This window comes from Pseudomonas sp. QD4, assembly GCF_049199125.1.
In the GTDB taxonomy this organism is placed as follows: Bacteria; Pseudomonadota; Gammaproteobacteria; order Pseudomonadales; family Pseudomonadaceae; genus Aquipseudomonas.
Window position 1 is genome coordinate 685,648 of sequence record NZ_JBLZOM010000001.1, and the last position, 13,463, is coordinate 699,110.

The following is a 13,463-nucleotide window of genomic DNA, read 5'->3' on the forward strand; positions in this document are numbered from 1 at the left end:
TTTGTGTGCAGCAGCAAGGCGCGGCACACTGTGCCCGTTCCTCCCCCAAATGTTGGAACGTTAAAGGGCTTTCTGGTTATCCAGACAGCCCTTCTTTTTGCCCGTCGATTGGATTGCTCTGCTTATGTTTGCACGCTGGAAACCTGCCGCCATCAATACCCGTCCTGCGGAATGGAGCCGCGCCGCCATTGGCATGGCCCTGGGGACACTGATCAGCGTCTGGCTGTGCGGACAAGTGTTCGGCATGGAAGTCGCGGTGCACCTGATCGGCCCGCTGGGGGCCTCGGCCGTGTTGCTGTTTGCCGTGTCTTCCGGGGCGCTGGCCCAGCCCTGGTCGATTCTGGGCGGCTATCTGTGTGCCGCGGTGGTCGCGCTGTTGGCGGCCCATGTGCTGGGACGCAGCCTGGGCAGTGCCTGTCTCGCCGCCGGCATGGCGCTGGTGCTGATGTGCTGGCTGCGCTGCCTGCATCCACCCGCCGGCGCACTGGCCTTGACCCTGGTTCTGGCTGACCCGGCGACCATTGCCCTGGACTGGCGCGCCTTGGCGCCGACGATGCTCGGGGCGCTGTGCCTGCTGCTGTGCGCCCTGGTCTATAACAACCTGACGCGTATCCGCTACCCCAAGGCAGCCAGCGAGCCGACGCCGGCGATCCCTGCCCACCCGCCTGTGGTGGACAGCCAGGCAATCACCGCCGCCGACCTGCAACTGGCCATGGCGGAGATGCAGGAGTTTTTCGACGTCACCCCGCAAGACCTCGAACAACTGATTCACGCCAGCGAAGCCCACGCCCGCCGGCGCAGCATCGGCGAAGTGCTGGCCCCCAGACTCTGACCAGACGCCATCGTGGTATGCCGGGCAACCTGTAGCCTCTGCCGCAGGCTGCACTGGCCATCACCACCGCCGCAGCGGCCGTGTCGGTTACGGCCATCGTGTGATTACAAAGGCGACCACCGCTGGGACCAGTCGTTGTCGCCGGCGATGACCTCGCGCAGCACGTCGAAGGCCTGTTGCAACTCGACGGAGTCGCGCTCGCGGGCATACAGCAGGTAGGTCGGAAAGCTGAATTCCGGGGCTTTTTCCACCCGTTCCAGCACGCCGCTGTCGAGGTAGCTCTGCACCACCCGGGTCCGGAAGTAGCCGCTGCCACCGCCCTCAAGGATGAATTGCAACGCCAGCGGCCCGAGGTTGAAGCCCACCGCGGCCTTGGCCTGATCCGGCAGCGCCGCGTCGTGCTGACGCCGGAAATCATCGCCCCAGTCGATATACACATAAGGCTCGGGCTGGCCGGCCAGGCGCACCTGGATCAGTTTTTCCTCCAGCAACTGCTCGACCTGCAAGCCCGGCCAGTACACCGGCTGATACACCAGCGCAGCATCCAGCACGCCCATCTCCAGTTGCCGCTGCAGGCTCGCGCCGTCTCCCACCTGGCTGCGGATCGCGTGGCTGGGAATCGCCAGGCGCAGGCGTCGCACCCAGTTCAGCATCAGCGGGTTGCACAGGCTGATTTCGCCGCCGATGTGCAGCACATTGCGATACCCCTCCAGCAACGGCAGGTCGCGCCGGGCGGCTTCCCAGGTCTGCAGCAACCGGTTGGCGTAGACAATGAAGGCTTCGCCGTCGGGCGTCAGCCGGGCCCCGGCACGATTGCGCACGAACAGCTTGCAGTTGAGCTGGCTTTCGAGGTTCTGCACCCGGGCGCTGATGGCGGTCTGGGTCAGGTGCAGATGCTCGGCGGCGGCCACCAGGCTGCCGCTGCGGACGATTTGCAAAAAGGTGCGGGCCAGCTCGATATCCATGGTGCCTCGGACACAAAAGTCGAGCGCCATTGTAGCGGCGCTCGCCCGCCCGCGCTGCAGCGGTGTTGCTCAGGCTGCCGACAGCTGCTGCTGCGGCACCGCCAGGCTCACCGCGCGTACCGAACTGCCGGCGTTCAAGCCCAGGCTGGCGGCAGTGCTGGCGGCGACAATCAGGGTGCCGGCCGCCACCCGGGCCGGGGCTGCGGTAATCCGGCAGTCGGCGAACTGGCGATTGTGGATCAGGTAAGTTTCGGCCTGCTCGCCCGGCGTACCGATGCTCAGTTGCAGCACCTGGCTGTCACGCACCGCACGAATCTCGCCGGTGGCGCACTCGATCAGCGGCCCACCGTCGAAAATATCGATGTAGTCCTTGAAGCCGAAACCCTCGGACTTGAGCATCCCCAGGGCCGGCTCGGTGTTGGGGTGGACGCGGCCGATCACCGATCGCGCCTCCTGGGGCAACAGGCAGGTGGGCAGCGGGAACTTGGGCATCAACTCGGCAATAAACGTCTTGTTGCCCAGGCCGGTCAGGTAGTCGGCGTCGGCAAAATCCATCTTGAAAAAATGCCGGCCCAGGCCCTCCCAGAACGGTGAGACGCCCTCTTCATCCGAGAACCCGCGCATCTCGGCGATCACCTTGTCGCCGAAATGCTCGCGGAACTCCGCCAGGAACAGAAACCGCGCCTTGGACAACAGGCGCCCATTAAGGCCGCTGCGGTGGTTGGCGTGAAGAAACAGCGAGCACAGCTCCGAATGCCCGGTCATGTCGTTGCCCAGGAACAGGGTCGGCAGTTGCTGGTTGATCCCCAGGTCCTTGGACGCCGCCACAAACAATCCCAGGCGGTAGTTGTACCAGGGCTCGCGCAGGCCCACGGCCCCGGCCAGGGCACAGATCCCCAAGGCCTCGCCGTTTTCACCTTCGAGCACGAACAGGTAGTCGGCATCGGCGCGTTCGGCTTGCCCGGCAAAGGTCTTCTCAGCCCACTCCAGGCGCTGGCGCAAGCGCCCGGCATCTGCCGGCAAGGTGGTCAGGCCGGTTCCGGCGCTGTGGGCCAGGGTCAACAAGGCCGGCAGGTCGGCCAATGTAGCGGGACGCACGATCATCGCGATTGCTCCAGAGGGGTGGCACGTTTGGGTAGATAGACTTCGGCCAACATGCAGCGCGCGCTGCCGCCGCCAATGCGTTCGATGGTGTCGATGTTCACCGGCAGCGGTCGGGCATGGCGCTCTACCAGTCGCCGCTGTTCGCCATCCAGGGACTGCCAGGCGGTGCGCGACATCACCAGCAGCGGCTCGCCGGTGCGGGTGTGCACCTCCAGCATGTTGCCGGCGAAGGACTCCAGCTGATCCCAGCTCAAGGCCATGACCTGTTTCCCGCTGTCTTCGAGACGGCTGTGCAAGGCCCGGCGCTCGCCCAAATCGCGCACTGATTCCAGGCACGCCACGGCCAGGCGGGTGCCGACGCTCATCATCACATTGGTGTGGTAGATCGCCACGCCCTGGCGGTCGACGGCGCTGAAGGCGCACAACTCATAGCCCAGGTGCTGGATCAACTGATCCAGGGCCCGGGCATGGGTACGGGTGGAATAGCCGGCGTAGCAAATCCGCCGTTCGCGGTCCAGGACCATGCTGCCGGTGCCTTCGAGGAAGATTTCCTGCTGCTCCAGGCTCGACAGGTCGAGCAGTTGTTCGACCTGATAGGCATCGCGCAAGCGCTCGAGCACACCTTTATCGCGCTCCAGGCGCCGGTTATGGCCCTGCATCGGGTACAGCACCAAAGTGCCGTCGGGGTGGCTGCTCCAGCAGTTGTTGGGGAAGATCGAGTCCGGCGTGTGCGGCGCCTCGGCGTCGTCATGCACCATGACCTCCACCCCCTCGGCGCGCAACGCCGCGACATAGCCGTCGAACTCTTGCAGGGCCTGGCGCTGCACATCTTCGGCGACTGCCGCGGGGCGCTGGAAGCGGTTGTTGGCGGCGGTGTCCTGATTGAAGGAGAAACGCGTCGGGCGAATCATCAAAACGGTATTGGTGGTTTGCATGGGCACAGCATCAATGAGGGTTGAGAGGCGCTCATTGTCGGGCTCGGAGCCGGAAAAACCCGGCTGATAAGGCCGGGGGCTATGCCGGAAATGGCTGAAAGCGCGCCGGCGTGCAGCCGATTCGGCGGCGCCGAAAAACGCTGCCCGTAGCCGCTGCCGCCAGGCCGCGCTGGCCGTCGCAGGCGCCGTGGAATATCAGGTCAGAGTGCGATGTTGCAGAGGGCCCGCATCCGAATGAGGTCCGGGCCTGGGGGCAGCGACTAATAAGCGGGCGGTGCTGGGATCAGCTGGAGTTGCGGTGTTGTGAAGGGCCATACAGGCGCGACAGGCGCTGGAATGTTGCGTGACTGCGTGGGCGCAGCCGCTGCCTTGCGGCAGCGACCACGGGGTCACTCCATGGTGGTCTTGACCATCGCCAGTTCGGGGTGGCTGACCAGTTTGTCGATGTGCAGATCGGGGTCGTCGAACCAGACTTCAGTGAGCACCCGGTAATGCTCCATGTCGCGGCAGCGCATGCGCAGGCTGTAGTCGAAGGCGCCGCTGATCAACCGGCATTCGAGCACCTGGGGGCAGGCGCGGACTTTGGCTTCGAAGGCCTTCTGCGCGGCGCGCCCGCTCTGGTTGGACAACGCCACCAGTACCAGCAACGACAACCCCGGGGTCAGCTTTTTCTCGTCGAGAATCGCGCCGTAGCCGCGGATCACTCCGAGTTGTTCGAGCTTGCGCACCCGTTCCAGGCATGGCCTGGGAGTCAGGTGCACGCGTTCGGAGAGTTTCTGGTAGGTGATGCGCCCTTCGTGGCGCAGCACCTCGATGATCGCCTGATCGATCCGATCAAGCACGATCGACAGGTCGCGGATGTCCGCCATGGGTGTTTTCCCTCACTTCAAACGGCCGGATAAAAATTGCTGCAAACGTTCACTTTGTGGCTGGTCGAGGATCTGTGCATCGCCCTGTTCCTCGACCCGTCCTTGATGCAAAAACAACACCTGGCTCGACACCTGCCGGGCAAAGCCCATTTCGTGGGTGACCATCAACATGGTACGCCCCTCCTCGGCCAGGGCCTGGATCACCTTGAGCACCTCTCCCACCAGTTCCGGGTCGAGCGCCGAGGTCGGCTCGTCGAACAACAGGATCTCCGGTTCCACCGCCAGCGCCCGGGCAATCGCCACGCGCTGTTGCTGGCCACCGGAGAGAAACGCCGGATACTGCTCGGCGACCCGCTGCGGCAGGCCGACCTTGTCCAGGTAGGCCCGGGCGCTCTGTTCGGCGTCCTTGCGGCTGACGCCCAACACCCGGCACGGCGCGAGGGTGATGTTTTCCAGTACGGTCAGGTGGCTCCACAGGTTGAAGTGCTGGAACACCATGGCCAGCCGCGTGCGCAAGCGCTGCAACTGGGCCGGGCTGGCCACCCGCATGCCGCCGGGGGCCGCGCGGGTGGCGATACGCTCGCCATCCAGCTCGATGCTGCCCTCGTCGGCCCGCTCCAGAAAGTTGATGCAACGCAGCATGGTGCTTTTACCGGAGCCGCTGGCACCGATCATGCTCACCACGTCGCCTGCGCGCGCCTTCAACGAGACGCCCTTGAGCACCTCGTTGTCACCAAATCGCTTGTAGAGATTTTCAACGGTCAGTTTGTACATGGGCTACTCCTGAAGCGCCCGCCCGCCGGCTGGCACTTCACACAAAAATAAGGGCAGGTCGACACGCACCGTACAGGGTCAGTGCGCGGGCCCGAGAAAGTTCAGCCAGCGGCGCTCGGCCAGGCGAAAGGCCCCCACAAGGCCGAATGACAGGGCCAGGTAGAGCAAGCCGGCAATGCCGAATGCCTGGAAGGTCATAAAGGTCGCGGCATTGGCGTCACGGGCGATTTTCAGGATGTCGGGGATGGTCGCGGTGAACGCCACGGAGGTCGCGTGCAGCATCAGGATCACTTCGTTGCTGTAGAACGGCAGGGCCCGGCGCAGCGCCGAAGGCAGGATCAGCCGCAGGTACAGGCGCCAGCCGCTCAGGCCATAGGCATGGGCGGCCTCGATCTCACCGTAGGGAATGCTGCGGATCGCCCCGGCGAAAATCTCCACGGTGTAGGCGCAGGTGTTGAGGGTGAATGCGAGCAGGGTGCAGTTCATCGCATCGCGAAAAAACCCTTCGAGCAGCGGCTGGGCCCGCACGGCGGCGATGCCGTAGATGCCGCTGTAGCAGATCAGCAGCTGGATATACAACGGCGTCCCGCGAAACACATAAGTGAACAGCTGCACCGGCCAGCGCAGCAGCGCCCAGCGCGAAGTACGCATGATCGCCAGCGGCAGCGACAGGACAAAGCCCATGGCGATGCTCGCCACCAGCAGCCACAGGGTCATGGCCAGCCCGGTCAGGCCTTCGCCATCACTGAACAGAAAGGCTTTCCAGTATTCCTGAATCAGTTCGATCATCGCGACATCCCTCGTACACCCTGGTTGTAACGCCGCTCAAGCACCCGCAGCAGGTAGTTGGAAGCACTGGTGATCAGCAAGTACAGGGCGCCGGCCAGCAACAGGAAATCCAGCATATTGAAGGTGCTCTTGCCGGCTTCCTGAGCCACTTTGACCAGGTCCGACAGACCGATGATCGACACCAGGGCGGTGGCCTTGAGCAGCACCAGCCAGTTGTTGCCCAGGCTCGGCAAGGCAAAGCGCATCATTTGCGGGAAGACCACGTGCCGGAAGCGTTGCCAGCGATTGAGACCAAAAGCCGCGGCGGCTTCCTGCTGGCCCCGGGGTACGCTGAGAATCGCCCCGCGAAAGGTCTCGGTGAAGTACGCACCGTAGATAAAGCCCAGGGTGATGATGCCGGCCACGAACGGATCGATCTCCATGAACGGCCAGCCCATGAACTCGGTGAGGCTGCTGAGCCAGCCCTGCAGGCTGTAGAAGATCAGCAGCATCAGCACCAGGTCCGGCACGCCGCGAATCAGCGTGGTGTAGAGGGTCGCCGGCACGTTCAGCAGGCGCAGCGGAGAAAGCTTGGCCGCCGCGCCCAGCAGGCCCAGGAGCATGCTCACCAGCAGCGCCAGTGCCGACAGTTTCAGGGTAACCCAGGTGCCGTGCAGCAACAGCGGGCCATAGCCCTGCAGGGCCCCGAGATCGAGACCGAAAAGATTGAGGAAGGTATTCACGCCAGTCACCTTTGATGCGCCACAGCCCTACGCGGCGCCGCATCGCACGGCGCCGGGCAGGGTTCGCGGATCAGTTGTTGTAGAGGTCCAGATCACCGAAGTGCTTCTGCTGGATCTGGGCGTAGATGCCCTTCTCGTGCAGGGCCTTGATCGCAGCGTTGAGCATGCCCTTGAGTTCGTCCTGGTCCTTGCGCAGGCCAATGGCGATTTCCGACGGCACCAACGGGTCGCTGATGCCCTCGCTGTTCTGGAAGTCAGCGCCCTGGGGCGATGTCAGGAAGCTCATCTGCGCTTGCAGCTTGTCCTGAATCGAGGCGTCCAGACGGCCGTACACCAGATCGGCGTAAACCTGGTCCTGATTCTGATAGGCACGCAACTTGACCCCGGCCGGACCGAGCTTGGCCTTGGCGTAGGTTTCCTGGATGGTGCCCTGCATGTAGCCCAGGGTCTTGCCCTTGAGCGACTCGCCGGTCGGCAGCAGGCCCGAATCCTTGCGGGTGACGATGGCGGTCGGCCCGGCATACAGGCGGTCGGTGAAGTCGATCTGTTTGCGCCGTGCATCGGTGACCGTCATCGACGACTCGATGGCGTCGAATTTGCCAGCCTTGAGGGCCGGGATCAGGCCGTCGAAGTCATTGCTGACCCACACGCACTTGAGCTTGAGCTCGGCGCAGATGGCATTGCCCAGGTCGACGCCGAAGCCCTGCACGCCGCCATCGGCGGTGGTCGATTCAAACGGCGGATAGCTGGGGTTGACGCCGAATCGCAGTTCTTTCCATTCCTTGGCGCTGGCACCGGTCGCGCACAACGCCAACGCCAGTGCAGGCAAAGCCAGCCATTTATTGTTCATCTTCAGAGTCCCGGAGTATTTGGATTTATCGCGGCCGGCGCAGGCACCGAACCACACTTTTCGACAGGGGCAGAGAGTTATTGCGAGGTCCATCGCAGGGGTGTCTTATTGTTGTTTTCGACCGGCAGTCACCGGTCGTCGAACGTGTCGCCCGTCCTCAGTCACCACCTGGGTGCGCTGTAACGGACCGCCAGAATGCCAATAGCCGGGGTCGGCCAGGTGTCGTAAGGCCCCGCCCAGACAGCCGAACCATGCTGAACACAGCCGTCTGACAGCCGATTCTGTCGTCATGGCTTAGGATTGGGCTTGTAAATCAATAATGCGTCGCTTTTTGTACCCTGCGAAGCGCAAGCCCGGTCGCGGGTTGCGGGCTTACCCATAAGGTAAAAATGCACAGGCAACCTGCAGTTATCCCGGTTGTACTTGGCAAATTTGCACTGTTACGATCCGCCATCGCTCGCGCGCGAGCGTCCTATAAAGAACAATAAAAGCAGGGAGTTAGTGATGACTGCTCAGGTTTCATCCCAGGCGACACGGGACATCGACAGCACGTGCAATGAAGTGCTGGTCGAGGTCCGCAACCACATCGGCCACCTGACCCTCAACCGCCCCGCCGGTCTCAACGCCATCACCCTGCAGATGGTGCGCACCTTGCAGCAGCAACTCGATGCCTGGGCCCAGGACCCGCAAGTGCACGCGGTGGTCTTGCGCGGCGCAGGGGAAAAAGCCTTTTGTGCCGGCGGCGATATCCGCTCGCTGTACGACAGCTTCAAGAATGGCCAGACCCTGCACCAGGACTTCTTCGTCGAGGAATACGCCCTGGACCTGACGATCCACCACTACCGCAAGCCAGTGCTGGCGCTGATGGACGGCTTTGTCCTGGGCGGCGGCATGGGCCTGGTGCAAGGCTCCGATCTGCGGGTGGTCACCGAACGCAGCCGTCTGGCGATGCCGGAAGTGGCCATCGGTTACTTCCCCGACGTCGGTGGCAGTTACTTCCTGTCGCGCATTCCCGGGGAACTGGGCCTGTACCTGGGCGTGAGCGGCGTGCAGATTCGCGCCGCCGATGCCCTGTACTGCGGGCTTGCCGACTGGCACCTGGACAGCGACCGGCTGGGCCTGCTTGACCAGCGCCTCGACCACCTGCAATGGAGCGATATGCCGCTCAAGGACCTGCAAGGGGTGCTGGCCAAGCTCGGTGTGCAACAACTGCCGGATGCGCCGCTGGCCGCCCTGCGCCCGGCCATCGACCATTACTTCGCCCTGCCCGACGTGCCGAGCATCGTCGAGCAACTGCGCGAGGTCAGCCTCGGCGACAGCCGCGAATGGGCCCACGCCACCGCCGGCCTGCTGGAGAGCCGCTCGCCCCTGGCCATGGCCGTGACCTTGGAGATGCTGCGCCGCGGACGCCACCTGGGCCTGGAACATTGCTTCGCCCTGGAGCTGCACCTGGACCGTCAGTGGTTCGAGCGCGGCGACCTGATCGAAGGCGTGCGCGCCTTGCTGATCGACAAAGACAAGACGCCGCGCTGGAGCCCACCGACCCTGCAGGCGCTCGACGCCGGGCACGTGGCGAGTTTCTTCAGCGGCTTCGACACCAGCGGGAGCTGAGCCATGCACGACATTGAACTGACCGAAGAACAAGTGATGATCCGCGACATGGCCCGGGATTTTGCCCGCGGTGAAATCGCCCCCCACGCCCAGGCCTGGGAAAAAGCCGGCTGGATCGACGACGCCCTGGTGGCGAAGATGGGCGAACTGGGCCTGTTGGGCATGGTGGTGCCCGAGGAATGGGGTGGCACTTACGTCGACTACGTGGCCTATGCCCTGGCGGTCGAAGAAATCTCCGCTGGCGACGGCGCCACCGGTGCACTGATGAGCATCCACAATTCGGTGGGCTGCGGGCCGATCCTCAATTACGGCAGCGAAGCGCAAAAACAGACCTGGCTCGCGCAACTGGCCAGCGGCCAGAGCATTGGCTGCTTTTGCCTGACCGAACCCCAGGCCGGCTCCGAAGCGCACAACCTGCGCACCCGCGCCGAACTGCGCGACGGCCAGTGGGTGATCAACGGCGCCAAGCAGTTCGTCAGCAATGGCAAGCGCGCCAAGCTGGCCATCGTCTTTGCGGTGACCGACCCCGAACTGGGCAAGAAAGGCCTGTCGGCGTTCCTGGTGCCCACCGAAACTCCAGGGTTTATCGTCGATCGCACCGAACACAAAATGGGCATTCGCGCCTCCGACACCTGCGCGGTAACCCTCAACAACTGCACCATCCCCGAAGCCAACCTGCTGGGCGAACGGGGCAAGGGCCTGGCCATTGCCCTGTCCAACCTTGAAGGCGGCCGCATCGGCATTGCCGCCCAGGCCCTGGGCATCGCCCGCGCCGCCTTTGAAGCCGCCCTGGCCTACTCCCGCGACCGGGTGCAGTTCGACAAGCCGATCATCGAGCATCAGAGCATCGCCAATATGCTGGCCGACATGCAGACCCGCCTCAACGCGGCGCGCCTGCTGATCCTGCACGCCGCGCGTCTGCGCAGCGCCGGCAAACCGTGCCTGTCGGAAGCATCCCAGGCCAAACTGTTCGCCTCGGAAATCGCCGAGAAAGTCTGCTCCTCGGCGATGCAGATCCATGGCGGCTACGGGTACCTGGAGGACTATCCGGTGGAGCGCTACTACCGCGATGCACGGATTACCCAGATCTACGAAGGCTCGAGCGAGATTCAACGCATGCTGATTGCCCGGGAGTTGAAGCACTACCAGTTGTAATCAGTACTCCTTGAAGCAAAAAAATCGCAGCCATGGCTGCGATTTTTCATGGCGACTGGGCCTCCATCCAGCGCTCAAAGCGCCTTCAGTCAAGCGTCCACGGGCCAGGTGCCACGGCCTGACACGGTCAGCGTCACTGGCGCGACGGCGGTTACCTGTCTGCTTGACGGGTCGATATCACGCTGAGGTCTTGCGTGAGCGTGAAGTGGCAATGACAGCCCCCGTGATGATCAACACCGCGGGGATTATCAGGATCGGTTTGGCGTCGCTTTGTCCCACGGCAATCAGCAGCAGCGTGGAGAACAATGGCGCCAGGTAAGACAGGGCCCCCAGCATTGCCAGGTTGCCGTGCTTGGTGGCGTGATCCCAGGCAAAAAAAGCCAGGCCCACCGGGCCCAGCCCCAGGGCGATAATCGCCGCCCATTGGGCCGCTTCAGGCTTGACCGTGATTTCGAAAGCCAGGTGGCAGAGCAACCCGGCCACCGCTACCAAGCCGCAGATACCACCGATGATGTTGCTCGGGACATCGCTGAAACGTCGGTTGACGACCGAATAAATCGACCAGACCCAGGCGCAGGCAAAGGCAGCGGCATAGCCGATGACCGGCACCGCCACGCTTTCACTGTGGGCGCGCTGTTGCATGATGAAGGCTGTTCCCCCAAGACCGAGCAAGGCGCCCAGCAGTTGGCGCTTACTCAGGGACTCGCCACTTGAAAAGCTCGACAGCAGCACGATCAGAAGCGGCCACAGGTAGGCGATAAGGCTCGCTTCTGCAGCGGGCGCGACCTTCAGGGCAAAGAAATACAAGGCGTGATAGACGAAAATCCCGGCGAACCCGGTTGCCCACACATACCAGGGCTGGCGCCAACTGCTGAACCCGCCCGTGCCGCGCAGGCCGAGCGTACACAGGCTGGCCAGGAAGGCGACAGCGAAGCTCGATGCCAGCAACTGAAACGGCGGGATACCTGCGGTCAAGGTGGTCAGCAGCGCCAGGCACGCCCATAGAAACACCGCAATCACCCCAATCAACGTGGCGCCTGCGGCACCCTTGACGATGGTGATGGATGGATTGGAAGTGTTCATGCAAGCCCCGTCTGCGGATGATCCTCATCTGGGGACAATAGAAAGGTTGCAGGGCTTCGTATTGATAGAGGCTGCCGAAAATTTGTTCGGGGCTGCCGTTTTTTAGTGCTCGCGCGGTTGTTTACGCACCGAGGCGGGGGTCAGGTTGCGGGCTTTTTTCAGGGCGTGGGTCAGCGCACTCTGGTCGGCATAACCCGCACGATGGGCAATCTCAATGATCGATAACGAGGTCTGGCGCAGCAGGTCGATGGCCAGGTTCAGGCGCAGCGTCGCGATATGGGCAAACGGGGTTGTTTTCAGGTGCTGGCCGAACAGGACATAGAGGCGCCGTTCGCTGGTGCCTGCATTTCGGGCGATATCACGCACCGTCATGGGGGTGCTCAGATGCCGCTCAATATAGGCCTGCGCCCTGGCGAGGATGAATTGCCCGGGATGGTTCGGAGCAACATCGGGCTGCAACAAGGAGCACAGCAGCAATCGGCTCCATGGCTCGACCATCGCAGGCGAACTGATTAACCCTGCCCCGTTGCTGCTCGCGTAATCCAGCAGATGCCGGATATCGGGCCTGACTGCAAAAAAGCGTTTGTCGCTTAGTGGCTCAAGTAATGGCGCAGCGCTTTTCGGCCCTTGAGCCCCCTGGGTCAGCACGTCCAGTACCAGGAAGCTATTGCAGCGGTTGGCCAGGAAGGTATGGCGGGCGCCCGCGGCGATTACCACCCCCTGGCTCCCATCGACTTTGCCACCTCGTCCATCGACCTCAATGTCCATCGAACCTGACTGGGGCAGGACGATTTGATGAAAGTCGTGTTCGTGAAGCTCCACCTGACCGGAATAGGAGCGCACGGTCAAAGAGAACGATTGGGGGGCGGTAGCGCTCATCAATGACTCTCCTCGTATCGGTACCTGAAGGTCTTCAGCACTGCCCACCGCCTAGCCACAAACGCTCAAGTCCGGGGCTGGCCTGTCCCCGGCTTGAGCGGTGACGCGAGGTTACTGGTCCTTGAACTCAGGCGTGCGCTTGGCAATAAACGCCGCCATGCCTTCCTTCTGGTCCTGGGTGGCGAACGCCGCGTGGAATACCCGGCGCTCGAAGCGTACTCCTTCGGAGAGGCTGACTTCAAAGGCGCGGTTGACGCTTTCCTTGATCATCATGCTGATCGGCACTGACTTGCCGGCGATCAGGGTGGCGACTTTCAGGGCTTCATCCAGCAGTTCATCAGCAGGCACGATGCGCGCGACGATGCCGCAACGTTCGGCTTCCACGGCGTCGATAAAGCGTCCGGTCAGGCACATTTCCATGGCCTTGGCCTTGCCCACGGCGCGGGTCAGGCGCTGGGTGCCGCCCATGCCCGGCAGCACGCCGAGGTTGATTTCCGGCTGGCCGAACTTGGCGTTGTCGCCGGCCAGGATGAAGTCGCACATCAGCGCCAGTTCACAGCCACCGCCCAGGGCGAAACCGTTGACCGCGGCGATGATCGGCTTGCGCCGGTTGGCCACGCGGTCGCTGTCGCTGAACAGGTCGTCGAGGTAGATCTGCGGGTAGCTCAGCTCGGCCATTTCCTTGATGTCGGCGCCGGCGGCAAAGGCTTTTTTCGAGCCGGTGAGCACGATGCAGCCGATTTCCGGGTTGGCCTCCAGGCTGTCCAGGGCCTGGTTCAGTTCGCTGACGATCTGCGCGTTGAGCGCGTTCAGCGCCTGCGGACGGTTGAGAGTGATCAGGCCGACGCGGCCCTGGACGTCCAGCAGAATCGTTTCGTAACTCATGAAGCAGCTC

The 13,463-nt window shown here is 63.3% G+C and carries 14 protein-coding genes; 3 read left to right on the plus strand and 11 right to left on the minus strand.

Features of this window, described 5'->3' with window-relative positions:
* Positions 1-124: 124 nt before the first annotated feature.
* A complete protein-coding gene (locus ACOZJV_RS03100) occupies positions 125-832 on the plus strand; it encodes an HPP family protein (RefSeq protein WP_421546801.1) in 708 nt (235 codons plus the stop codon).
* A gap of 104 nt (positions 833-936) precedes the next feature.
* Here ACOZJV_RS03100 and ACOZJV_RS03105 read toward each other — a convergent pair whose 3' ends face one another.
* The 8 genes from ACOZJV_RS03105 to ACOZJV_RS03140 form a co-directional block, all read right to left on the minus strand.
* Positions 937-1,797, minus strand: coding sequence for a LysR family transcriptional regulator (locus tag ACOZJV_RS03105; protein WP_421546802.1), 861 nt, complete (start codon positions 1,795-1,797; stop codon positions 937-939).
* A 69-nt stretch (positions 1,798-1,866) separates the two neighbouring features.
* The gene (astA, locus tag ACOZJV_RS03110) at positions 1,867-2,901 is read right to left on the minus strand and encodes an arginine N-succinyltransferase (RefSeq protein ID WP_421546803.1); all 1,035 of its coding nucleotides are present in this window, start codon (positions 2,899-2,901) and stop codon (positions 1,867-1,869) included.
* Positions 2,898-3,836, minus strand: coding sequence for a citrulline utilization hydrolase CtlX (gene ctlX / locus ACOZJV_RS03115; protein ID WP_078473377.1), 939 nt, complete (start codon positions 3,834-3,836; stop codon positions 2,898-2,900). The genes astA and ctlX overlap by 4 nt, the downstream gene beginning before the upstream one ends.
* A 389-nt stretch (positions 3,837-4,225) precedes the next feature.
* On the minus strand, positions 4,226-4,705 hold the full coding sequence (locus tag ACOZJV_RS03120) for an Lrp/AsnC family transcriptional regulator (RefSeq protein ID WP_007974731.1): 480 nt from the start codon (positions 4,703-4,705) through the stop codon (positions 4,226-4,228).
* 12 nt (positions 4,706-4,717) lie between these two features.
* Positions 4,718-5,479, minus strand: a complete 762-nt coding sequence (locus tag ACOZJV_RS03125) for an ABC transporter ATP-binding protein (protein WP_078473378.1) — start codon at positions 5,477-5,479, stop codon at positions 4,718-4,720.
* A 78-nt stretch (positions 5,480-5,557) separates the two neighbouring features.
* Entirely contained in the window at positions 5,558-6,268 is a 711-nt protein-coding gene (locus ACOZJV_RS03130; RefSeq protein WP_078473379.1) for an ABC transporter permease, read from the minus strand.
* Positions 6,265-6,990 (minus strand): ABC transporter permease, encoded by a 726-nt coding sequence (locus tag ACOZJV_RS03135; protein ID WP_078473380.1) that lies wholly within the window; start codon positions 6,988-6,990, stop codon positions 6,265-6,267. The genes ACOZJV_RS03130 and ACOZJV_RS03135 overlap by 4 nt, the downstream gene beginning before the upstream one ends.
* Before the next feature lie 70 nt (positions 6,991-7,060).
* On the minus strand, positions 7,061-7,840 hold the full coding sequence (locus tag ACOZJV_RS03140) for a transporter substrate-binding domain-containing protein (RefSeq protein ID WP_078473381.1): 780 nt from the start codon (positions 7,838-7,840) through the stop codon (positions 7,061-7,063).
* Between the two features lie 504 nt (positions 7,841-8,344).
* On the opposite strand from ACOZJV_RS03140, the gene ACOZJV_RS03145 reads away from it, so the two are divergent.
* Positions 8,345-9,451: an enoyl-CoA hydratase/isomerase family protein gene (locus ACOZJV_RS03145; RefSeq protein ID WP_421546804.1), complete on the plus strand. Its 1,107-nt coding sequence runs from the start codon at positions 8,345-8,347 to the stop codon at positions 9,449-9,451.
* A gap of 3 nt (positions 9,452-9,454) precedes the next feature.
* Positions 9,455-10,606: an acyl-CoA dehydrogenase family protein gene (locus tag ACOZJV_RS03150; RefSeq protein WP_421546805.1), complete on the plus strand. Its 1,152-nt coding sequence runs from the start codon at positions 9,455-9,457 to the stop codon at positions 10,604-10,606.
* Positions 10,607-10,783: 177 nt separating this feature from the next.
* Here the strand turns inward: ACOZJV_RS03150 and ACOZJV_RS03155 are convergent, their stop codons facing one another.
* The 3 genes from ACOZJV_RS03155 to ACOZJV_RS03165 form a co-directional block, all read right to left on the minus strand.
* Positions 10,784-11,689: a DMT family transporter gene (locus ACOZJV_RS03155; protein ID WP_421546806.1), complete on the minus strand. Its 906-nt coding sequence runs from the start codon at positions 11,687-11,689 to the stop codon at positions 10,784-10,786.
* 102 nt (positions 11,690-11,791) lie between these two features.
* Positions 11,792-12,568, minus strand: coding sequence for a helix-turn-helix domain-containing protein (locus ACOZJV_RS03160; RefSeq protein ID WP_421546807.1), 777 nt, complete (start codon positions 12,566-12,568; stop codon positions 11,792-11,794).
* 111 nt (positions 12,569-12,679) lie between these two features.
* Positions 12,680-13,453 carry an enoyl-CoA hydratase gene (locus tag ACOZJV_RS03165; protein ID WP_078473384.1) on the minus strand — a complete coding sequence of 258 codons (774 nt, stop codon included), beginning with the start codon at positions 13,451-13,453 and terminating at the stop codon, positions 12,680-12,682.
* Between the last annotated feature and the right edge of the window lie 10 nt (positions 13,454-13,463).

Bases quoted from the DNA above. Each gene is read 5' to 3' on its own strand.
- ACOZJV_RS03140 (WP_078473381.1), bottom strand. From the start codon at position 7,840: ATGAACAATAAATGGCTGGCTTTGCCTGCACTGGCGTTGGCGTTGTGC.
- astA (WP_421546803.1), bottom strand. From the start codon at position 2,901: ATGATCGTGCGTCCCGCTACATTGGCCGACCTGCCGGCCTTGTTGACC.
- ACOZJV_RS03155 (WP_421546806.1), bottom strand. From the start codon at position 11,689: ATGAACACTTCCAATCCATCCATCACCATCGTCAAGGGTGCCGCAGGC.
- ACOZJV_RS03145 (WP_421546804.1), top strand. From the start codon at position 8,345: ATGACTGCTCAGGTTTCATCCCAGGCGACACGGGACATCGACAGCACG.
- ACOZJV_RS03100 (WP_421546801.1), top strand. From the start codon at position 125: ATGTTTGCACGCTGGAAACCTGCCGCCATCAATACCCGTCCTGCGGAA.
- ctlX (WP_078473377.1), bottom strand. From the start codon at position 3,836: ATGCAAACCACCAATACCGTTTTGATGATTCGCCCGACGCGTTTCTCC.
- ACOZJV_RS03160 (WP_421546807.1), bottom strand. From the start codon at position 12,568: ATGAGCGCTACCGCCCCCCAATCGTTCTCTTTGACCGTGCGCTCCTAT.
- ACOZJV_RS03105 (WP_421546802.1), bottom strand. From the start codon at position 1,797: ATGGATATCGAGCTGGCCCGCACCTTTTTGCAAATCGTCCGCAGCGGC.
- ACOZJV_RS03150 (WP_421546805.1), top strand. From the start codon at position 9,455: ATGCACGACATTGAACTGACCGAAGAACAAGTGATGATCCGCGACATG.
- ACOZJV_RS03165 (WP_078473384.1), bottom strand. From the start codon at position 13,453: ATGAGTTACGAAACGATTCTGCTGGACGTCCAGGGCCGCGTCGGCCTG.
- ACOZJV_RS03130 (WP_078473379.1), bottom strand. From the start codon at position 6,268: ATGATCGAACTGATTCAGGAATACTGGAAAGCCTTTCTGTTCAGTGAT.
- ACOZJV_RS03125 (WP_078473378.1), bottom strand. From the start codon at position 5,479: ATGTACAAACTGACCGTTGAAAATCTCTACAAGCGATTTGGTGACAAC.
- ACOZJV_RS03120 (WP_007974731.1), bottom strand. From the start codon at position 4,705: ATGGCGGACATCCGCGACCTGTCGATCGTGCTTGATCGGATCGATCAG.